We start from the raw sequence: 19,797 nt of genomic DNA on the forward strand, positions 1-19,797 counted from the left end.
AGGTTTCTGGCTCTCCACGTACCCACTACCTGGCGTCGGTTACACCCATCGGGATCCCAACCACATGCGGGCGAACCAGTCCGTGTACGGAATGTCCACCCCCGCGTAGATTGGATAGAAATACGCGAAACAGGCGGCGACCAGCAGGATGTACGCCCCGGCGATGATGGATCCGATGAGCCGCTGGTCGCTGGCCGGCCGCAGCCGCCGCGGCGGCCCGATGATCGCGCCCAGCACGTAGACCACGGCCAGCACCAGGAACGGCTCGGCCGGCAGGGCGTAGAAGTAGAACATCGTGCGGTGCTCGGGCATCTCGTTGAACCACGGCACGATGCCGGTCAGCGCGCTCACCAGGATCAGCCAGGCCCGGCCGTCGCGGCGGGCGATGCCCAGCCAGACCAGCGCGACCAGCGCGGGCAGGAACGACCACCACAGCAGCGGCGTGCCCAGCAGCAGGATCTCCGAGGCGCAACTGCTCGCCCCGCACCCCCCGGCCTGGTCCCAGTAGAAAGCCACCGGGCGGCCCAGCAGCAGCCATTGCCAGGGCCAGGACTGGTACTGGTGGGTCGAGGTCAGGGTGGTGTGGAAGTGGTACGCCTCGCGGTGGTAGTGCCACAGGTTCACCAGCGGGTCGATCAGCCGGTCGTGCGGCAGCCCGTTGGTCTCGGCGTACCAGTGGCGGAAGTACCCGTCGTCCGACAGGAACCAGCCCCACCAGCAGTTGATGTAGACGAACGCGGCGATGGCGAAGGTCGCCACGAACCAGCCGGCGCCGTCGCTCCACAGGCCCTCGCTGATCCAGTGCTTGAACCCGGCGCTGCGCCGGGCGCCCATGTCGAACAGGACCATGGCGATGGCGAAGATCGCCACGTAGTAGACCCCGCTCCACTTCACCCCGCAGGCGAGGCCGAGCGAGATCGCGCACAACAGGCGGTACCACCGGAAACCAAGCTGCGGCCGCAAGCCCGGCCGCAGCGGATCGAAGCCGTCCTCCAGCAGCCGCAGCCAGCGCTGTCGCCGCTGCTCGCGGTCGAGCACCAGGAACCAGAACGCGACGACGATCCAGAACATCAGGAAGATGTCGAGCAGGGCCACCCGCGAGAGCACGAAATGCATACCGTCGAGCGACATCAGCAGCCCGGCCGCGCCGGCCAGGATGGTGGACCGGAAGAGCTTGTAGGCGGCCATGACGATGAGCAAGATCGAGATCGCGCCGACGGCGACCGCCGAGATCCGCCAGCCGAAGGAGTTGTACCCGAAGAGCTGCTCCCCGACCCCGATCATCCACTTGCCCAGCGGGGGATGGACCACATACTGCGGCGTGTTGTCCTCGGGGTTCCACTCCACCCCGTGCTGGAGGAGGTCCTGCGCCTCGTTGGCGTAGTAGACCTCGTCGAAGATCGTCTCCTTCGGGTGGGCCAGGTTCACCAGGCGCACGAGCAGCCCGATGCCGGTGATCAGGATCGCGACGAGCCAGAAGTTCGCTGTGAAGGCGGGCCCGGCGAGCCGGCGGCGGACGATGTCGGGCACCGCCCGCATCGGTCCGGCGGCTTCGGTCTCCGGCTCGCTCGCTTCGGTCAGCACACCCGAGGTCATTGGGCGATCGTAGGGCGCGGGATGCCACCATCGCACATGTGCCATTGATTCTGCTCGGAGCGCCGCTGGGAAATCCCGACGACGCGTCGGCCCGCCTGCGCGAGACGCTCGCCACCGCCGACGTGATCGCCGCCGAGGACACCCGCCGGCTGGGCCGCCTGGCCCAGCACCTGGGTGTCGAGATCACCGGGCGGCTGGTGAGCTACTTCGAGGGCAACGAGGAGCGGCGTACCCCCGAGCTCGCCGACCTGCTCGCCGAGGGCCGCACGGTCGCCGTGGTGACCGACGGCGGCATGCCCAGCGTCTCGGACCCCGGCTTCCGCCTGGTGCGGGCCGCGATCGCCCGCGGCGTGCCGGTGACCGCCGCCCCCGGCCCGAGCGCGGTCGTCACCGCGCTCGCGGTCTCCGGCCTGCCGTGCGACCGCTTCTGTTTCGAGGGGTTCCCCCCGCGGCGGCCGGGGGAGCGGCGCACATACCTCGCCTCCCTCGCCGACGAGCCGCGCACCCTGGTCTTCTTCGAGTCCCCGCACCGCATCGCCGACACCCTCGCGGACATGGCGCTGGCCTTCGGCGAGGACCGCCCGGCGGCGCTGTGCCGCGAGCTGACCAAGACCTACGAGGAGATCCGCCGCGGCACCCTGGGCTCCCTCCTGGCGGATGAGGAGCCACCCCGCGGCGAAATCACCCTGGTGGTCGCCGGCGCGCCGCCGGCCTCGGCCGAGCGCCCGTCCGCCGCGGCGCTGGCGGCGGAGGTGGCGGCGCTGGTCGCGGCGGGCGCCGACCGCAAGGAGGCGACCCTGGAGGTGGCCAAGCGGCACGACCTGCCCAAGCGCGACGTCTACGCGGCCGTGATCGCCCACAAGTAGCGGTCAGTACCGCGCTTCGCGCTTCGCGCTTCGCGCTTCGCGCTTCGCGCTTCGCGCGAACCCGGTCAGTGCCGCGCTTCGCGCTTCGCGCGAACCCGGTCAGTAGGCCGCCAGCACGATGCCGACGCCCAGGACCAGCGGGGCGGCGGCGGTCAGCAGCCAGGCCGTCAGCCGGTCGCGCAGCCGGGGCAGGCGCCAGGCGCCGGTGAGCCAGGCCAGGGCCAGGCCGCAGAGCGTCAGCAGGCCCAGGCCGGCCGCCCAGCGCACGCGCAGGCCCGCGGGGTTGCCGGCGTAGGCGATGCGGCCGCCCGGGACCATCGCGGCCGGTACCGACGCGCCGGGCGGCTCGTCCAGGCCCACGAGACTGGTGCCGTCCACCGGCTCGCGCCCCGGCGCGGCGAAGGAGGCCAGGCAGCGGCGCAGCACGCCGGTGCCCTTGCAGGAGGTGATCTCCGCCGTGCCGCGCACGGCGTGGCCCATGTCGAGCCAGAACGGCTCCGCGCTGGTCCAGGCGAAGAACCCGGCCAGCAGCCCGGTGAGCAGCATCGCGGTCAGCCCGGCCAGCGGGCCGCGCGGCGGCCGGGTGCGCCGGACGCGGCGCTTGCCCGGCGGCGGCGCGGACCGGCGCTCGTCGCGGGGGCCGCGCATGGCCCGCAGGGCCGGCGGCGGCCACGGCTCCGGGCGCCCGGCCAGGCGGTCGAGCACCGCGGTCCGGCCCGCCTCGCGGCCCGCGCGGTCGGCGGCGGCCTCGTGCAGCGCCACCGTGCTCGTTGCCGGCCACAGCGGGAACTCGTCGGGCGACCCGGCGGGTACGGCGGCCGCCGGGACCAGCGCGCGCACCGGTGGAATGCCCGCGGCCTCGCCCCGCCAGGCCGTCCGAGCTGGATGTTCGCTCACTTTCTCATTGGACACCGGGCGATCGCGTACCTTTCGGACGTCGGTCGCGTGTCGGGAGAAAGTATCCGTTCGCCGAACAGCGGGGCGGGTCACTACGCTTGCAGGTCATGAGTCGTGTTCTCGCCGCGGTCGCCTGGCCTTATGCCAACGGGCCGCGCCACATCGGTCACGTGTCCGGGTTCGGGGTGCCTTCCGACGTCTTCAGCCGCTACATGCGGATGGCCGGTCACGACGTGCTGATGGTGTCGGGCACCGACGAGCACGGCACGCCGATCCAGGTCCAGGCCGACGCCGAGGGAGTGACCCCGCGGGAGCTCGTGGATCGGTACAACCGGGTCATCGTCGAGGATCTGCACGGCCTCGGCCTGTCGTATGACCTGTTCACCCGCACCACCACCGGCAACCACTACGAGGTCGTCCAGGAACTGTTCACGGGGCTCTACGACAACGGGTACATCATCGCCAAGACCACGCTGGGGGCGATCTCGCCGTCGACCGGGCGCACGCTGCCCGACCGCTACATCGAGGGCACCTGCCCGATCTGCGGCTACGACAGCGCGCGCGGCGACCAGTGCGACAACTGCGGCAACCAGCTGGACCCCGACCAGCTGATCAACCCGCGGTCGAAGATCAACGGCGAGACGCCGGAGTTCGTGGAGACCGAGCACTTCTTCCTCGACCTGCCGGCCTTCGCCGATCAGCTCAACGCGTGGCTCGACACCCGCGAGGGCTGGCGCCCCAACGTGCTCAAGTTCTCCCGCAACCTCATCGACGATCTGCAGCCCCGGGCCATCACCCGCGACCTGGAGTGGGGCGTGCCGATCCCGCTGGAGGGCTGGAAGGACCGCGACGACAAGCGGATCTACGTCTGGTTCGACGCCGTCATCGGCTACCTCTCGGCGTCCATCGAGTGGGCCCGCCGCTCCGGCGACCCCGAGGCGTGGCGCCAGTGGTGGCAGGACCCGCAGGCCGAGGCCTACTACTTCATGGGCAAGGACAACATCGTCTTCCACTCGGTCATCTGGCCGTCGATCCTGCTCGGGTACTCCGGCCCGAAACCGCAGGCCCTGGGCGCGCTCAACCTGCCCACCGAGGTGGTCTCGTCGGAGTACCTGACGATGGAGGGCAAGAAGTTCTCCTCCTCCCGCCGGGTGGTCATCTACGTGCGAGACTTCCTGGCGCGCTACGACGCCGACGCCCTGCGCTACTTCATCGCCGTCGCCGGCCCGGAGGCCACCGACACCGACTTCACCTGGTCGGAGTTCCGCCGCCGCAACAACGACGAGCTCGTCGCGGGCTGGGGCAACCTGGTCAACCGCTCGATCTCGATGGCCGCGAAGAACTTCGGCGAGATCCCGCCGGCCGGCGAGCTGACCGACGAGGACCGCACACTGCTGGCCGCGGTCCGCGCAGGCTTCGACACGGTCGGCGCCCTGCTGGCCAAGCACCGCCAGAAGGCCGCCATCATCGAGGCGATGCGCGTCGTCGGCGAGGTCAACAAGTACTTCTCCGACCAGGCCCCGTGGAAGCTCAAGGACGACAAGCCCCGCATGGCCACGGTCCTGCACGTAGCGCTCCAGGCGGTCCGAGACTGCAACACCTTGCTGACCCCGTTCCTCCCACACGCCGCCCAGCGCATCCACGAGCTCCTGGGCGGCACCGGCATCCACGCCCCCATGCCCGAAATCCGCGAGGTCGAAGACCTGGACAACGGCCGCACCTACCCAGTCCTGACCGGCGACTACACCGTGGGCGCCAAGTGGCAGCCAACCCCCATCAACGCCGGCACCAAACTGGCCGCCCCAACCCCGGTCTTCCGCAAACTGGACGAGTCCATCATCGAGGAAGAACTAGCCCGCCTACAGCCCTAGCCCCACCCCGGGGCCGGCCCCAGGCCGGCCCCACCGAGCCATCGCGCCGGGAGGCGCGCAACAAGAAGCCAAGCCCATGCGCCGGAGGCGCAACAAAGAAACCGCACCCAGGACGTTAGGGGCGCGCAGCGCAGAAAAGAGTGGCCGCGCAGCGGCCATGGGGGGTCTGGGGTGGGAACCCCCCCAGGCTAGCGCCGCGACGGAGTCGCGCGTGGCTAGAATTTCGGACCCCAACCACTGCGCCAAAGGCGCAACAAGAAACCCCAGCCCGTGCGCCGGAGGCGCAACAGGGAACCTGAGCCATTGCGCCGGGAGGCGCGCAACAAGAAGCCGAGCCCGTGCGCCGGAGGCGCAACAAAGAAACCGCAACCAGGACGTTAGGGGCGCGCAGCGCGGAAAAGAGTGGCCGCGCAGCGGCCATGGGGGGTCTGGGGTGGGAACCCCCCAGGTTAGCGCCGCGACGGAGTCGCGCGTGGCTAGAATTTCGGACCCCAACCACTGCGCCAAAGGCGCAACAAGAAACCCCAGCCACCGCGCCGGAGGCGCAATAAGGTGCCGCAACCACTGCGCCGAAGGCGCAACAAGAAAGCACCAACCGGGGTCATGCCCACCGGGCGGACGTATGTCTCCGTGATCATGATACCCACAGTGGCCGCACCACGGGTTTGCCATGATCCCGGAGACTTTCGGTACACGGGTGTACATAGACACTCCGTGATCATGAAAAACCGTTGGTGTCGGTGCCCGGTGCAGCATGATCACGGAGACTTCTGGCCGCTGCGCTGTGTTCCGCGGCGTGCAGCGCCCGCCGTGCTCCGCCCGCCGTGCAAGGACCTGATCGGCACAGCCCGGACGCGCAGGCCGGCAGACGCGCGGGCTGGCAGACGCGCGGGCTGGCAGACGCGCGGGCTGGCAGACGCGCGGGCTGGCAGACGCGCGGGCTGGCAGACGCGCGGGCTGGGCATTCGCGCTGGCCGGCGGGAGAACAGCGCCGTGGAAACCTAGAGCTTGTACCAGTGATCGCTCTCGTGAACGTCAGTCACCTCACCGGCCGGCGCCCAAGCCTCGTACAAGCCGCGCTCCACGCAATGCGCCCCCAGCCGCGCCACCTGGTCCCCGTCCGGCCGGGAGAGTCGAAGCCGAAGCCAGTCTCCCTCCTGCCGAATCACCGTGCACCGAGCATCCCGCCAAGTAGCCCGAGGCACCCGCCGGGCCAGGGTCTCCAGCGGATACCGGGCGGCCCGAGTCTTGGCCGCGACCCGGAACTCCCCGGGTGGGTCGACGATCGCCTCGAAGACGTTGTCGCGGTAGGAGCCGATGTAGCGGGTCAGCGGCGGGTTGACCGGGAAATACTCCTGGTCGGACTGGTCGGGGAGCAGATGCCGCCACTGCGGGCCGTGCATCCGGCTCCATGCCCGCTGCTCGGGCAGGTAGGTGTAGAGCGTGACCTCGGTGCCGTCGCCGGTGTAGGCCACGAGCGAGGTGTTCGCCGGCACCGGTAGCTCGGCCAGGTCGGCGGTGACGAACTCGGGGACGATGTGCCGGCCGCTGGGCGCGAAGCCGGTGCCGATCACCGGCGGGCCGAGCCGGTCGTGCGGTGGCATGGTGACCAGGCCCGCGTAGGTGTCGGCCAGGGGCACGTCGTAGTCGTGGGCGTCGACGGCCCGCCAGCGCACCGCGAAGACCACGTTGCCGCTGGACTCGCCGGACAGGATGGCCAGGTCCTCCGGGGTGCGCAGGTGGGCCACGTCGAAGGCGCGGTAGCAGAAGCCGCTGATCGGCCAGCCCTTGAGGTACCCCTGCAGCTGCCGGCCGGAGAGGAACTTGATCATGCGGGTGCCCCGGCGCACGGTGGCGGTGCGGCGGATCGGGGCCAGCGCGGTGGTGGCGGCCGGGGTCTGGCTGAGCCGGTGGACGGTCGCCCAGTCCAGCGCGCGGGTGACGGGCATCAGCAGGGGCTCGTCCTCCAGGCCGCCGAGCGCGGAGGTGACCTCCGTGGCGTGGACGAAGCGGCGGTACGGCCAGCGCGCGCCCGGCCGCGGGTTGGGCAGGAAGCCGGGGGCCGGATGCGTCGCGTACACCTCGTACGCCGCGCCCTGTGCGATCTCCTCGGCCGGATAGGCGACCCCGTCGATCGTCACGCTGTGGGTCGCGGACCCTTCCGCGTGTCCGATTACCGTCACTTCCGCGACGCTAGGGCCGGGTGGTTTTCTGGCGGTTAACGATCGGTAAACAGAGCACCGAGGGTGGCATGCTTAACGCCGATGAGTGCGAGAAAACACAGTCGCCAGGGGACCTTCCCGCCCGCGCCCGAGCCGTTGCCGGTCGCCGTCCTGGACAGCCACACCCATATCGACATCACCCTCGAGAGTGACCCCGAGACCGGCGGGCCGCGCAGCGTCGAGGAGGCGATCGCGCGCGCGAGCGAGGCCGGGGTCGATCGGCTCGTCCAGGTCGGCGTGGACGTCCAGTCGTCCCGGTGGGGTGTGGAGGTGGCGCGCCGCCACCCGGCGGTCGTGGCCACCGTGGCCCTGCACCCCAACGACGCGCCGCGCCAGGCCGACCTCGACGGCGCGCTGCGCGAGATCGAGCGGCTGGCCGCCGACCCGCGGGTGCGCGGCATCGGCGAGACCGGCCTGGACTACTTCCGCACCGGCGAGGAGGGGCGCAAGGCGCAGCACGAGAGCTTCCGGGCGCACATCGCGATCGCCAAGCGCCACGGCAAGACGCTGGTCATCCACGACCGCGACGCGCACGAGGACATCCTGGCCGCCATCGACGAGGAGGGCGCGCCCGACCAGGTCGTCATGCACTGCTTCTCCGGCGACGAGGAGTTCGCCCGGGAGTGCCTCGACCGCGGGTTCCTGCTGAGCTTCGCCGGCACGGTCACCTTCGGCAACGCCGCCGACCTGCGCCGGGCCGCGGCGATCACGCCGCTGGACGGGCTGCTGGTGGAGACCGACGCGCCGTTCCTCACGCCGATGCCGTTCCGCGGCCGGCCCAATGCCTCCTACCTCATCCCGCTGACCGTGCGCGCGCTGGCCGAGGTCACCGGCCACGACCTCGACGCGCTGTGCGCAGCGATCTCCGCCAACGGGGAGCGAGCCTTCGGACGCTGGACGTGACCCTGCTCGGGCCGGCCGACGTGCGGCAGCTCGCCGAGGAGCTCGGCATCCGCCCGACCAAGCAGCTCGGGCAGAACTTCGTCCACGATCCCAACACCGTGCGGCGGATCGTGCGCGCCGCCGAGCTGTCGGCCGACGACGTGGTGCTCGAGGTCGGGCCGGGGCTGGGCTCGCTGACCCTGGCGCTGCTCGACGCCGGGCTCGAGGTCTGCGCCGTCGAGATCGACCCGCCGCTGGCCGCCGCCCTGCCGCAGACGGTGCGGCGGTACTCCCCGGAGCACGCCGACCGCCTGACCGTCGTGGCCGGAGACGCGCTGAAGGTACCCCTGGCGGAACACAAGCCGACGGCGCTCGTGGCGAACCTGCCCTACAACATCGCCGTGCCCGTGGTCCTGCACCTGCTGGCCACCGTCCCCACGCTGCGGCGGGGGTTGGTGATGGTGCAGAAGGAGGTGGCCGACCGGCTGACCGCGGGTCCGGGCAGCCGGGTGTACGGCGTGCCGAGCGTGAAACTCGCCTGGTACGCGACGGCCCGCCAGGCCGGACGGGTCCCGCCGAGCGTCTTCTGGCCGGTCCCCAACGTCGAGTCCGGTTTGGTGGCGTTCGACGTACAAACGCCGAAAAATAGTGACAAGAGGGAAACTTTCGGGGTCGTGGATGCGGCCTTCGCGCAGCGGCGCAAGACTCTGCGCGCGGCGCTGGCCGGCTGGGCCGGCGGTCCGCAGGAGGCCGAGCGCGCGCTGCGGGCCGCCGGCGTCGACCCCGGCCTGCGCGGAGAGCAGCTGACGGTGGAGGACTTCACGCGGATCGCGAGCCAGCGACGCCGCGCCGAGGCGTCCGGGTAGGGTGCAGCAGTGACCGAGCCGCTCTTCTCCGAGGACGAGGAGTACGACCGGCCCCGCCTGGCCGCCCACGGACCGGTCCGGGTCCGCGTGCCCGCGAAGATCAACCTGCACCTGCGCGTCGGCCCGACCCGCTCGGACGGCTACCACGAGCTGACCACGGTGTATCACGCGATCGGCCTCTACGACGAGATCACCGCGCGCCGCGGCGACACGCTGACGCTGACCATGGAGGGCGAAGGCACCGGCGTGCTCGACCTCGGCGAGGACAACCTCGTCGTGCGGGCCGCCCGGGCGCTGGCCACCGAGACCGGTCACGACGCGCACGCCCGGCTGCACCTGAAGAAGCAGATCCCGGTCGCGGCCGGGCTGGCCGGCGGCAGCGCCGACGCCGCCGCCGCGCTGGTCGCCTGCGACCAGCTGTGGGGCACCGGGCTGTCCCGCGACGACCTGGCCGCGATCGCCGCGACGCTCGGCTCCGACATCCCGTTCCTGGTCCTGGGCGGCACCGCGCTCGGCACCGGCCGGGGCGAGCTGGTCAGCCCGGTGCTCACCGGCGGGCACGCCTGGCACTGGGTGCTCGCGGTGGCCGAGGAGGGGCTGTCCACGCCGACGGTCTACAAGGCGTTCGACGCGCTGGGCGGGCACGGCAACGCCGGGCCGCCGGACGGGCTGCTGGCCGCGCTGCGCCAGCGCGACCCCGAGGTGCTCGCCGCCGAGCTGGCCAACGACCTGCAGGCGGCCGCCCTGCACCTGCGCCCCGAGCTCGAGCAGGTGCTCGACGCCGGGCTCGACTGCGGCGCGCTGGCCGGGCTGGTCTCCGGCTCCGGGCCGACCTGCGTGTTCCTGGCCGAGGACGCCCGGCACGCCGCGCTGGTCGCCGCCGATCTGGAGGAGCGAGACTGCTGCCGGGCGGTGCGCACCGCCGTCGGCCCGGTCCCCGGGGCGCGGGTGCTGTAGTGGCGAACATCGTCAGCCTGGACAAGGTCTCCAAGACGTACCCGGCCGGCCGGATCTTCGACGAGGTCTCGCTCGGCATCGACGACAGCGACCGGATCGGCATTGTCGGGCTCAACGGCGCCGGCAAGACCACGCTGCTGCGCATGCTCACCAAGGCCGAGGAGCCCGACGCCGGGCGGGTCACGCACCGGCGGGACCTGCGCGTGGCGGCGCTTCCGCAGCGCCTCGACCTGCCGCCTTCGGCGTCAGTTCGAGATGTCGTGGTGGGTACCGCCTGGCTGCCGGCCGGATTCGCGGCCGAGCACGAGTGGGCCGGCGACGCCGGCGTGCGCACGGTGCTGAGCGGGCTCGGCATGCCGCATCTCGGCCTGGACCAGCCGGTCGGGCCGATGTCCGGCGGCGAGCGGCGCCGCGTCGCGCTCGCCGCGCTGCTGGTGCGCCCGGCCGACCTGCTGATCCTCGACGAGCCCACCAACCACCTCGACGTGGCCGGCATCGCCTGGCTGGCCCGGCACCTACTGCAGCGCCGCGGCGCGCTCATCGTCGTCACGCACGACCGCTGGTTCCTCGACGCGGTGTGCACCGCCACCTGGGAGGTCGCCGACGCGACCGTCCGCGCCTACGAGGGCGGCTACGCGGCCTGGACCCTGGCCCGGGCCGAGCGGGTCCGGGTGGCCGCCGAGACCGAGGCCCGCCGGCAGAACCTGCTGCGCAAGGAGATCGCCTGGCTGCGCCGAGGCCCACCGGCCCGGACCAGCAAGCCGAAGTTCCGCATCGACGCGGCCAACGCGCTCATCGCCGACGTCCCGCCGGCCCGCGATACCGTGTCGCTGCAGCGCCTCGCCGTGACCCGGCTGGGCAAGCAGGTGTTCGAGCTGCAGGGCGTGCGCCTGCGGGGCGGCGAGCGGACCCTGCTCGACGCCACCGACTGGATCGTCGGCCCGGGCGACCGGATCGCCGTGCTCGGCGCCAACGGCGCCGGCAAGACCACGCTGCTGCGCGTGCTGGCCGGGGTCCGCGAGCCCGACGGCGGGCGGGTGCTGCGCGGCACCACGGTCCGCCCGGCTTTTCTCTCCCAGGAGCTGCACGAGCTGCCCGACAACCTGCGCCTGCTGGAGGCGGTCGAGGAGGTCGCGAAGCGGGTGCGCCTCGGCGACCGCGAGCTGTCCGCGGCGCAGCTGGCCGAGGTCTTCGGCTTCACCGGCGCCCGGGTCTGGACGCCGGTCGCCGATCTCTCCGGCGGCGAGCGGCGCCGGCTGCAACTGCTGCGGCTGCTCGCCACCGAGCCCAACGTGCTGCTGCTCGACGAGCCCACCAACGACCTGGACATCGACACGCTGGCCGCGCTGGAGGACCTGCTCGACACCTGGCCGGGCACGCTCGTGGTGGCCAGCCACGACCGCTACCTGGTCGAGCGGGTCGCCGACACGGTGTACGGCATGTACGGCGACGGCCGGCTCGTGCACCTGCCGGGCGGCGTGGAGGAGTACCTCGCGCACGTGACGGTGTCGGAGGGCTTCGGCGTCGCGCCCAAGGCCCCGGCACCCGCCGCCGACCGGGCGCCCGACCTGCGCGCGAGCGACAAGGACCAGCGGGCGGCGAAGAAGGAGCTGGCCAAGCTGGAGCGCAGCATCGACCGGCTGACGCAGAGGGAGACGACCCTGCACGCGCAACTGGCCGAGCACGCCACCGACTACGCCAAGATCACCGAGCTGGACGCCCAGCTGCGCGCGGTACAGCAGGAGAAGGCCGAGATCGAGGAGCAATGGCTCGCCCTGGCCGAGATCGCCGGTTGAGGTCACCTTAGGATTGCCCCCATGGCCGCTCACTTTCCGATCAACCACCACCTCCGGCCGCTCTACCGGTTCCTGGCCGGGCTCGTGGGCCTCTACATGCTGGTCTTCGGCGTGGTCGGCTTCGTGCAGACCTCGGGCGCTCCGTTCTTCACCCGCGACGAGGCCGAGTGGGTGCTGGGCCTGCGCACCAACCCGGCGTTCGCCCTGCTGTCCATCATCGCCGGCGTGGTCGTGCTCGGCGCCAACCTCGTCGGGCGCAACGTGGCCCACGTCTTCAACCAGCTGGCCGGCATCGTCCTGACCGTGGTCGGTATGGGGTCGCTGGCGGTGCTGCAGACCGAGGCGAACGTGTTCGCCTTCTCGATGGTCAACGTGATCGTCACGTTCATCATGGCGGGCGTCATCGGCACGGCGAGCCTCTACGACCGGGTCGGCCCGGTCACCGAAAACCGCGCCGAGGGGGCGCACGCCTAGCTCCGGCCGGTTCGGTATGAGCGACGCGCTGCTGGTCGCCGGCGACGGCGTGGCGCGCGGCCCCGAGCTGCTGCACGCCGACCTGCACAACCACACCCTGCTCTCCGACGGGGCGGGCGCGCCCGAGGCCGCGTTCGCCTCGATGCGGGCGGCGGGCCTCGACGTCGCGGCGGTGACCGACCACGCCTTCGGCCCGAGCGAGCCGAACAAGACGATCGACGACGAGGCCTGGCGCCGGCTGGGCAAGTGCGCCGACACGGCCGACGAGCCGGGCGCGTTCGTGGCCGTGCGCGGGTTCGAGTGGTCCAGCCCCACGCTCGGGCACATCAACGTCTGGGGCGGGGACCGCTACGTGCACCCGCAGGGCCCGCGGGTCCCCGCGGTGCTCGCGTTCTACGACTGGCTGGCCGCCGGGGCAGAGCTGGCCGGCTTCAACCATCCGGGCCGGGAGCCGGGGCGCTTCGGGCTCTTCCGCTACGACCCCCGCCTGGCCGACCGGCTGGTCACGCTGGAGCTGTTCAACCGCGAGCAGGACTACCTCTTCGAGGGCGTCGACGCGGGCGCCGCCTCGCCGCTGGTGACCTGCCTCGACGCGGGCTGGCGGGTCGGGCTGATCGGGGTCACCGACGAGCACCGCGAGGGCTGGGGGTCGCATCCGGACCTCGGCCGGACCGGGCTGTGGGCGCCGTCGCGGGACCGGGCCGGGGTCCGGGCGGCGCTGCTGGGCCGGCGGGCGTTCGCCACCCGGGAGCGGGGCCTGCGCGTCGACGCCACGCTCGGCGGCGTGCCCATGGGCGGCCGGGCGGCGGCCGGCGAGGTGGCGGAGTTCGTGCTGGACTTCGGCGCGCCGCCGGACTGGACCGGGCACACGCTGCGGCTGCAGGTGCTGCAGTCCGGGTCACCGCTGCCGGCGGTCGTGGCCGAGTGCGACTTCGCCGTCGGCCGGCCCGTCACCCTGCGGGCCCGGCTCGACGCCGGGGACTGGGCGGTGCTGCGGATCACCGACCCGGGCCGACCGGCCGACCCGCGCGCCGCGGATTTCCCCGGCTACCGGTCGGCGGGGCGGAGCGTGGCCTACCTGAGCCCGTTCTTCATTTCGCCGGGCGGGTGACGAGCGTCGGCTTGCCGTGCATGTTCGACAGGCCGTTCCAGGCCAGGTTCACCAGGTGCGCGGCCACGACCTCCTTCTTGGGCTTGCGCACCTCCAGCCACCAGCGGCCGGTCAGCGCGACCATGCCGACGAGGGCCTGGGAGTAGAGCTCGGCGAGCTTGGGGTCGAAGCCGCGGCGCTTGAACTCCGCGCCGAGGATGTGCTCCGCCTGGTGCGCCACGTCGTTGAGCACGCTCATGAAGTTGCCGGTGGGGGACATGACCGGCGACTCGCGGACCAGGACCCGGAAGCCGTCGGTCTCCGTCTCGATGTAGTCGAGCAGGGCCAGGGCCGCCTGTTCCAGCAGCTCGTGCGGGTGGCCGGCGGTCAGCGCGGTGGAGATCCGGTCCAGCAGCGAGCGGACCTCCCGATCGACCACCACCGCGTAGAGGCCCTCCTTGCCGCCGAAGTGCTCGTACACCACCGGCTTGGAGACCTTGGCCCGCGACGCCACCTCCTCGATGGAGGTGGCGTCGAAGCCCCGCTCGGCGAACAGCGCGCGGCCGATCGAGATGAGCTGCTCGCGGCGCTGGGCCGAGGACATCCGCACCCGTGACTTGCCCGAGATGGCTGGCGGCGGCATGGGCGGCCGCGGCTGTTCGTCGTCCTCCGGGCGCTCGGTCACCCGCTTATCGTGCCAGCCGGCACGCGCTTGGCGTCCAGCCGGTCCTGCTTGGGCCACTTGACGTTGCTGACCCAGCCGAGCTTCTCGAAGATCCAGATCAGCCGCGCGTTGATGTCGATCTGGCCCTTGTCCACGCCGTGGCGGGCGCAGGTCGGGTCGGAGTGGTGCAGGTTGTGCCAGCTCTCGCCGAACGACAGGATCGCCAGCGGCCAGAAGTTGCTGGCCCGGTCGCCCTCGCGGGTCTCGAACGGGCGCTCGCCGTAGACGTGGCAGATCGAGTTGATCGACCACGTGACGTGGTGCAGCAGGCCGATGCGGACCAGACCGGCCCAGAAGAACGCGGACAGCGCGCCCTGCCACGACCAGGTGACCAGCCCGGCGATGATCGCGGGCAGCGTGACCGAGAGGGTGACGATCACCGGGAACAGCTTGTCGATGCGGCGGATGTCCTTGTCGGCCATCAGGTCCGGGGCGAAGCGCTCCCGGTTGCTCAGGTCGCGGAAGAACAGCCAGCCCACGTGGGCGTAGAACAGGCCCTTGACCAGGCCGCCGAAGCTCTCTCCGAAGCGCCACGGCGAGTGCGGGTCGCCCTCGCGGTCGGAGAAGGCGTGGTGGCGGCGGTGGTCGGCGACCCACTGCGTCGGGTCACCCTCGATCGCCGTGCTGCCGGCGATCGTCAGCGCGATGCGCAGGCCGCGCTTGGCCTTGAACGAGCCGTGGGTGAGGTAGCGGTGGAAACCGGTCCCGATACCCAGGCCGCCGACAACGTAGAAGACCAGGCCGAGGACGACGTCGAGCCAGTTCAGCCCCCAGCCCCAGGCGACCGGGACGGCGGCGACCAACGCGACGAACGGCACGACCACGAAGCCCCACAGGGCCACGATGATGCCGGGTCGCTGCCTGCCTTCGGTGAGCGGTTTCGGAGAGCGCTCGGGGGTCTCGTTGGGTGCTGGATCAAGGACCGATACGGACATGGCACCTCTCAAGGGCATCGTCGGGGCGGCGGCTACGCCTACGTCACCGTAACTTACGGGGGCGTAGGGTGGCCATACGAAGCTCGTGTCAAGTCGATTACCCGGGGTTTCGTGTGATCTTCATCGGAGCTTTCCCCGACACGATCGGGGGAAACCGGTCCCGTACGGGTGAACGTGCCCTGCAGGCAAAAGGGATCGACGCGTTGGTTAGGCTTCAGATGCGGCGTTTTGGGGTGTGGGGTAACGGCAGCCCGCAGGCCTTTGGAGCCTTGCAGTCCTGGTTCGAATCCAGGCACCCCAGCCACCTGACTACGATGATGCGCACCGACACCGTCGAGGAGCGCTCCGTGAGAAACGTGATCATCCTGGCCGCCGGCGAAGGCAAGCGGATGAAGTCGGCGATCCCCAAGGTCCTGCACCCCCTGCTCGGCCGCACGCTGCTCGGGCACGTGCTGGCCGCCGCGGAGCCGGTGCTGGAGGGCGCCGAGGGCGGCGCCGTGACCGTCGTGGTCGGGCACGGCGGCGACCAGGTCCGCGAGCACCTGGCCGGGATCGCGCCCGCGGCCGTGCCGGTCACCCAGACCGAGCGGCGCGGCACCGGCCACGCGGTGCGCATCGCCCTGGAGGCCACCCCGCGGCTGTCCGGCACCGTCGTCGTGCTCAACGGCGACATCCCGCTGCTGCGCGCCGAGACGCTCGCCGCGCTCGTGCACACCCACGAGAACACGAAGGCGGCGGCCACCGTGCTGACCGCCGAGGTCGAGGACCCGACCGGCCTCGGGCGCATCGTGCGCAACCGGGGCGGCGAGTTCTCCGCGATCGTCGAGGAGCGCGACGCGACGCCGGCCCAGCGGGCGATCCGGGAGATCAACTCGGGCGCCTACGTGTTCGAGGCCGCGGCGCTGCGCGAGATGCTGGGCAAGCTCTCCACCGACAACGACCAGGGTGAGGAATACCTCACCGACGTCATCGGCCTGCTGGCCGGGGCCGGCGCCCCGGTCGTCGCGCACCGCGCGCCGGACGCCACCGAGACCCTCGGCGCCAACGACCGCGCCGAGCTGGCCGGACTGCGGGCGCTGCTGCGGGACCGGATCAACGACGAGTGGATGCGGGCCGGGGTGTCGATCATCGACCCGGCCACCACCTGGATCGACGTGACCGTGACGCTCGAGCGCGACGCGATGATCGAGCCCAACACCCACCTGCGCGGCGCGACCAGCATCGGCGAGGGCGCCGTCGTCGGCCCGGACACCTCGCTCATCGACGTGGTGGTCGGGGCCGGCGCCGCCGTCGTGCGCACCCACGCCGTGTCCTCCGAGATCGGCCCGCAGGCGTCGGTCGGGCCGTTCGCCTACCTGCGCCCCGGCACCCTGCTCGGGCGCAAGTCGAAGGTGGGCACGTTCGTGGAGACCAAGGCCGCCGAGCTCGGCGAGGGTGCCAAGGTGCCGCACCTGTCGTATGTCGGCGACGCCACCATCGGCGAGCACACCAACATCGGCGCGGCCACGGTCTTCGTCAACTACGACGGGGTGCGCAAGCAGCGCTCGGTGATCGGTGCGCACGCCCGCACCGGGGCGGACAACATGTTCGTCGCGCCCGTCCACGTCGGCGACGGCGCCTACACGGCCGCCGGCAGCGTCATCGTCAAGGATGTCCCGCCGGGTGCGCTCGGTGTCTCCCGCGCTACGCAGCGCAACGTCGAGGGCTGGGTGGAGCGAAAGCGGTCCGGCACGGCCGCGGCGGAGGCCGCCAAGGTGGCGCTGGCGCGTGAAGAAAACCACGTCGAGGCTGGTCCGGTGGCCGAAACGAGTCCGCGCGACGAACAATGAGCGCAACGACGAGATCGGGAGCGGACGACCCCATGGCCGGCATCACTTCGGAGAACCGCAAGAACCTCATGCTCTTCTCCGGCCGGGGGTACCCCGCCCTGGCCGAGGAGATCGCCGCGGTGCTCGGGGTCGACCCGACGCCGATGGACGCATACGACTTCGCCAGCGGCGAGATCTTCGTGCGGTACCGCGAATCCGTCCGCGGCTCGGACGCCTTCGTGGTGCAGTCGATGGTCTCGCCGATCAACGACTGGCTGATGGAGACCCTGATCATGGTCGACGCGCTCAAGCGCGGGTCGGCCAAGCGCACCACGGTCGTGCTGCCGTTCTACCCGTATGCGCGGCAGGACAAGAAGCACCGCGGCCGGGAGCCGATCTCGGCCCGCCTGGTCGCCGACCTGCTCAAGACCGCCGGCGCCAACCGGATCCTCACCGTCGACCTGCACACCGCCCAGATCCAGGGCTTCTTCGACGGCCCGGTCGACCACCTGTTCGCGATGAACACGCTGGCCGATCACATCGACGCGAAGTACGCGGGCCGCCCGATCACCGTGGTCGCCCCCGACTCCGGCCGGGTGCGGGTCGCCGAGCGCTGGACCGACCGGCTGGGTGGCTGCCCGCTGGCCTTCATCCACAAGACCCGCGACCCGCTCAAGCCCAACCAGGTGGTCGCCAACCGGGTCGTCGGCGAGGTCGAGGGCCGGGTCTGCCTCATCGTCGACGACATGATCGACACCGGCGGCACGATCGTCAGCGCCGCCGACATCCTGTTCAACGAGGGCGCCGCCGACGTCGTGGTCGCCGCGACCCACGCGGTGCTGTCCGACCCGGCCTGCGAGCGGCTCGACGGCAGCCGGATCAGCGAGGTCGTGGTGACCAACACGCTGCCGCTGCCGCCCGACCGCAAGGTGGAGAAGATCACCCAGCTGTCCATCGCTCCGCTGCTGGCCCGGGCCATCCGCGAGGTCTTCGACGACGGGTCCGTGACCACCCTCTTCGGCGGCCTGAGCTGAGCGCTTCCGGCGGCCGCCGGGCGGAGCGGGTGAGCTGACCGGACCGCCATTCGGGTGAGGCCGGCTCGTGATCTGCACAACCGGGCGGGGAGGGTGTTAGAGGCGCCGCCCGCCTCGGGTAAGCTAGTGCGGTTGCCACGGCGAGGGTGCTCCCACGGGCCGGGCATGCGGTTCCTGTGTGACCGGCGGGTGTTCTCCACCCCGACGGCCACACAGGAACCGGCATGACGGCCGAGCGGGCTCCGTGATCGACGCGGCGCTCCGGGCTTGTGCCCCGTGCGCCCCCTCGCCCGAGCGCCGCACCAGACAACTGTGAACCGGTCGCGCCGGCCGGTGCCCGTCGCACAACGCTTCAGGAGTTCTGTCGTGTCCGAGGTAAAGATCAGCGCCGAGCCCCGCACCGAGTTCGGCAAGGGTGGTGCCCGCCGCACGCGCCGGGCCGGCAAGGTGCCCGCCGTGCTGTACGGCCACGGCGAGAAGCCCCGCCACATCGCCCTCCCCGCCCGTGAGTTCGCCGCGGCCATTCGCCACGGCGGCATGACCCAGGTCTTCAACATCGAGATCTCCGACGGCAGCAGCGCCCTCGCCCTGCCCAAGGCCATCCAGCGCGACCCGATCAAGGACACCTTCGACCACGTGGACCTGCTCGTGGTCCGCCGCGGCGAGAAGGTCACCGTCGACATCCCGGTCCAGCTGACCGGCGAGGCGGCCCGCGAGACCTTGATCATGGTCGAGAGCGCCACCGTCTCCGTGCTGGCCGACGCGACCAAGCTGCCCGAGCGCCTCGAGGCCTCCATCGAGGGCCTCGCGGCGGGCAGCCACGTCACCGCGGCCAACGTGGTGCTGCCGGCCGGCGTCGAGCTGGCCGCCGACCCCGAGTTCGTCATCGCGGTCATCACCGTCTCGCCGACCCAGGCCGTCGAGCCCGAGGGCGCCGAGGCGGCCGAGGAGCCGGCCCCGGCGGCCGCCGAGGCCTGACCGTCCCGTTTCCCGTTCCCGCAGAGGTCGCGGATCGCCGTTCACCGGCGGCCCGCGGCCTCTGCCGTGTGAGGAGGCCCAGTGCCGGACGACGCACCCTGGCTCGTGGTCGGGCTGGGCAACCCCGGCCCGGAGTACGCCCGCCACCGCCACAACGTCGGGTTCATGGTCGCCGACCTGCTCGCCCAGCGCACGGGCCTGCGCTTCGGCCGGCACCGGCGGTTCGTCGCCGAGGTCGCCGAGGGCCGGCTGCGCGTCGGCGGCCCGCGCCTGGTCCTGGTCAAGCCGCTGACCTTCATGAACCTCTCCGGCGGCCCGGTCGCCGGGCTGGCCCAGTTCTACAAGGTGCCGCTCGGGCAGATCATCGCCGTGCACGACGAGCTCGACATCCCGTGGACCGAGCTGCGCCTCAAGCAGGGCGGCGGCGAGGGCGGCCACAACGGCCTGCGCTCGATGTCGAGCTCGCTGGGCGGCAAGGACTACCTCCGGGTCCGCTTCGGCATCGGCCGCCCGCCGGGCCGGCAGAACCCGGCCGACTTCGTCCTGTCCGACTTCTCGGCGGTCGAGCGCAAGGAGCTCGACTACTTCGTCGACCGCGCCGCCGACGCCGTCGAGACGGTCATCGACCAGGGCCTGGAGCCCGCCCAGAATCGCTACCACGCTGGCTGAACGTCCGGTTCGTCCATCGACCGAAGGTACTGTTCCACCCGTCCCGTTCCGCGGGTCGCCGTGACGATTGTCCGAGTTGCACGTTGTACTCCGGGTTGCACCTTTTGCAGGTAGCGGTCCCTTGGAGGAGGC

17 protein-coding genes and 1 tRNA gene are annotated in these 19,797 nt (G+C 71.8%); 13 read left to right on the forward strand and 5 right to left on the reverse strand.

Annotated elements, in window-relative coordinates; genetic code table 11:
* Positions 1–39: 39 nt before the first annotated feature.
* Positions 40–1,641, reverse strand: coding sequence for a dolichyl-phosphate-mannose--protein mannosyltransferase (locus tag ACQPXD_RS04010; RefSeq protein ID WP_432834918.1), 1,602 nt, complete (start codon positions 1,639–1,641; stop codon positions 40–42).
* On the opposite strand from ACQPXD_RS04010, the gene rsmI reads away from it, so the two are divergent.
* Positions 1,596–2,462: a 16S rRNA (cytidine(1402)-2'-O)-methyltransferase gene (gene rsmI, locus ACQPXD_RS04015; RefSeq protein ID WP_432834920.1), complete on the forward strand. Its 867-nt coding sequence runs from the start codon at positions 1,596–1,598 to the stop codon at positions 2,460–2,462. The genes ACQPXD_RS04010 and rsmI overlap by 46 nt on opposite strands.
* A gap of 99 nt (positions 2,463–2,561) precedes the next feature.
* Here the strand turns inward: rsmI and ACQPXD_RS04020 are convergent, their stop codons facing one another.
* Positions 2,562–3,359, reverse strand: coding sequence for a hypothetical protein (locus ACQPXD_RS04020; protein ID WP_432834922.1), 798 nt, complete (start codon positions 3,357–3,359; stop codon positions 2,562–2,564).
* A gap of 107 nt (positions 3,360–3,466) precedes the next feature.
* Here ACQPXD_RS04020 and metG point away from each other — a divergent pair, with 107 nt between their 5' ends.
* Complete coding sequence (metG, locus tag ACQPXD_RS04025; protein WP_432834924.1) at positions 3,467–5,230, forward strand: methionine--tRNA ligase; 1,764 nt, start codon at positions 3,467–3,469, stop codon at positions 5,228–5,230.
* Positions 5,231–6,231: 1,001 nt separating this feature from the next.
* Here metG and ACQPXD_RS04030 read toward each other — a convergent pair.
* Complete coding sequence (locus tag ACQPXD_RS04030; protein ID WP_432834926.1) at positions 6,232–7,413, reverse strand: hypothetical protein; 1,182 nt, start codon at positions 7,411–7,413, stop codon at positions 6,232–6,234.
* A gap of 81 nt (positions 7,414–7,494) precedes the next feature.
* On the opposite strand from ACQPXD_RS04030, the gene ACQPXD_RS04035 reads away from it, so the two are divergent.
* Genes ACQPXD_RS04035 through ACQPXD_RS04060 form a run of 6 tightly spaced genes read left to right on the forward strand, consistent with a single transcriptional unit; the run spans position 7,495 to position 13,538 of the window.
* Entirely contained in the window at positions 7,495–8,355 is an 861-nt protein-coding gene (locus ACQPXD_RS04035) for a TatD family hydrolase (protein ID WP_432834928.1), read from the forward strand.
* On the forward strand, positions 8,352–9,200 hold the full coding sequence (gene rsmA / locus ACQPXD_RS04040) for a 16S rRNA (adenine(1518)-N(6)/adenine(1519)-N(6))-dimethyltransferase RsmA (RefSeq protein ID WP_432834930.1): 849 nt from the start codon (positions 8,352–8,354) through the stop codon (positions 9,198–9,200). The genes ACQPXD_RS04035 and rsmA overlap by 4 nt, the downstream gene beginning before the upstream one ends.
* A gap of 9 nt (positions 9,201–9,209) precedes the next feature.
* Positions 9,210–10,157, forward strand: a complete 948-nt coding sequence (locus tag ACQPXD_RS04045) for a 4-(cytidine 5'-diphospho)-2-C-methyl-D-erythritol kinase (RefSeq protein WP_432834933.1) — start codon at positions 9,210–9,212, stop codon at positions 10,155–10,157.
* On the forward strand, positions 10,157–11,953 hold the full coding sequence (locus ACQPXD_RS04050; protein ID WP_432834935.1) for an ABC-F family ATP-binding cassette domain-containing protein: 1,797 nt from the start codon (positions 10,157–10,159) through the stop codon (positions 11,951–11,953). Before ACQPXD_RS04045 ends, ACQPXD_RS04050 begins: the two co-directional genes overlap by 1 nt.
* A 21-nt stretch (positions 11,954–11,974) precedes the next feature.
* Positions 11,975–12,427 (forward strand): DUF4383 domain-containing protein, encoded by a 453-nt coding sequence (locus tag ACQPXD_RS04055; protein WP_432834937.1) that lies wholly within the window; start codon positions 11,975–11,977, stop codon positions 12,425–12,427.
* A 16-nt stretch (positions 12,428–12,443) separates the two neighbouring features.
* Complete coding sequence (locus ACQPXD_RS04060) at positions 12,444–13,538, forward strand: CehA/McbA family metallohydrolase (protein WP_432834939.1); 1,095 nt, start codon at positions 12,444–12,446, stop codon at positions 13,536–13,538.
* On the opposite strand, the gene ACQPXD_RS04065 is transcribed toward ACQPXD_RS04060, so the two are convergent.
* Together ACQPXD_RS04065 and ACQPXD_RS04070 are read right to left on the reverse strand one after the other, a co-directional pair.
* Positions 13,519–14,160 carry a TetR family transcriptional regulator gene (locus tag ACQPXD_RS04065; protein WP_432843624.1) on the reverse strand — a complete coding sequence of 214 codons (642 nt, stop codon included), beginning with the start codon at positions 14,158–14,160 and terminating at the stop codon, positions 13,519–13,521. The genes ACQPXD_RS04060 and ACQPXD_RS04065 overlap by 20 nt on opposite strands.
* A gap of 38 nt (positions 14,161–14,198) precedes the next feature.
* Positions 14,199–15,176, reverse strand: a complete 978-nt coding sequence (locus tag ACQPXD_RS04070) for an acyl-CoA desaturase (RefSeq protein WP_432834941.1) — start codon at positions 15,174–15,176, stop codon at positions 14,199–14,201.
* A 229-nt stretch (positions 15,177–15,405) separates the two neighbouring features.
* On the opposite strand from ACQPXD_RS04070, the gene ACQPXD_RS04075 reads away from it, so the two are divergent.
* The 5 genes from ACQPXD_RS04075 (at position 15,406) to pth (ending at position 19,665) form a co-directional block, all read left to right on the forward strand.
* Positions 15,406–15,480 (forward strand) — tRNA-Gln (locus tag ACQPXD_RS04075).
* 13 nt (positions 15,481–15,493) lie between these two features.
* A complete protein-coding gene (gene glmU, locus ACQPXD_RS04080) occupies positions 15,494–17,005 on the forward strand; it encodes a bifunctional UDP-N-acetylglucosamine diphosphorylase/glucosamine-1-phosphate N-acetyltransferase GlmU (RefSeq protein WP_432843626.1) in 1,512 nt (503 codons plus the stop codon).
* Between the two features lie 32 nt (positions 17,006–17,037).
* The gene (locus ACQPXD_RS04085; RefSeq protein ID WP_432834943.1) at positions 17,038–18,018 is read left to right on the forward strand and encodes a ribose-phosphate diphosphokinase; all 981 of its coding nucleotides are present in this window, start codon (positions 17,038–17,040) and stop codon (positions 18,016–18,018) included.
* A gap of 366 nt (positions 18,019–18,384) precedes the next feature.
* Complete coding sequence (locus ACQPXD_RS04090) at positions 18,385–18,996, forward strand: 50S ribosomal protein L25/general stress protein Ctc (protein ID WP_432834945.1); 612 nt, start codon at positions 18,385–18,387, stop codon at positions 18,994–18,996.
* An 81-nt stretch (positions 18,997–19,077) separates the two neighbouring features.
* Complete coding sequence (gene pth / locus ACQPXD_RS04095; protein ID WP_432834947.1) at positions 19,078–19,665, forward strand: aminoacyl-tRNA hydrolase; 588 nt, start codon at positions 19,078–19,080, stop codon at positions 19,663–19,665.
* Positions 19,666–19,797 lie beyond the last annotated feature (132 nt).

This window comes from Dactylosporangium sp. CA-092794 (genome assembly GCF_050948465.1).
Taxonomy (GTDB): Bacteria; Actinomycetota; Actinomycetes; order Mycobacteriales; family Micromonosporaceae; genus Dactylosporangium.

Excerpts from the sequence above, each read along its gene's own strand:
- ACQPXD_RS04010 (WP_432834918.1), bottom strand. The coding sequence starts at position 1,641 with ATGGCACATGTGCGATGGTGGCATCCCGCGCCCTACGATCGCCCAATG.
- metG (WP_432834924.1), top strand. The coding sequence starts at position 3,467 with ATGAGTCGTGTTCTCGCCGCGGTCGCCTGGCCTTATGCCAACGGGCCG.
- ACQPXD_RS04035 (WP_432834928.1), top strand. The coding sequence starts at position 7,495 with ATGAGTGCGAGAAAACACAGTCGCCAGGGGACCTTCCCGCCCGCGCCC.
- ACQPXD_RS04055 (WP_432834937.1), top strand. The coding sequence starts at position 11,975 with ATGGCCGCTCACTTTCCGATCAACCACCACCTCCGGCCGCTCTACCGG.
- ACQPXD_RS04060 (WP_432834939.1), top strand. The coding sequence starts at position 12,444 with ATGAGCGACGCGCTGCTGGTCGCCGGCGACGGCGTGGCGCGCGGCCCC.
- ACQPXD_RS04065 (WP_432843624.1), bottom strand. The coding sequence starts at position 14,160 with ATGCCGCCGCCAGCCATCTCGGGCAAGTCACGGGTGCGGATGTCCTCG.
- ACQPXD_RS04070 (WP_432834941.1), bottom strand. The coding sequence starts at position 15,176 with ATGTCCGTATCGGTCCTTGATCCAGCACCCAACGAGACCCCCGAGCGC.
- glmU (WP_432843626.1), top strand. The coding sequence starts at position 15,494 with ATGCGCACCGACACCGTCGAGGAGCGCTCCGTGAGAAACGTGATCATC.
- ACQPXD_RS04085 (WP_432834943.1), top strand. The coding sequence starts at position 17,038 with ATGGCCGGCATCACTTCGGAGAACCGCAAGAACCTCATGCTCTTCTCC.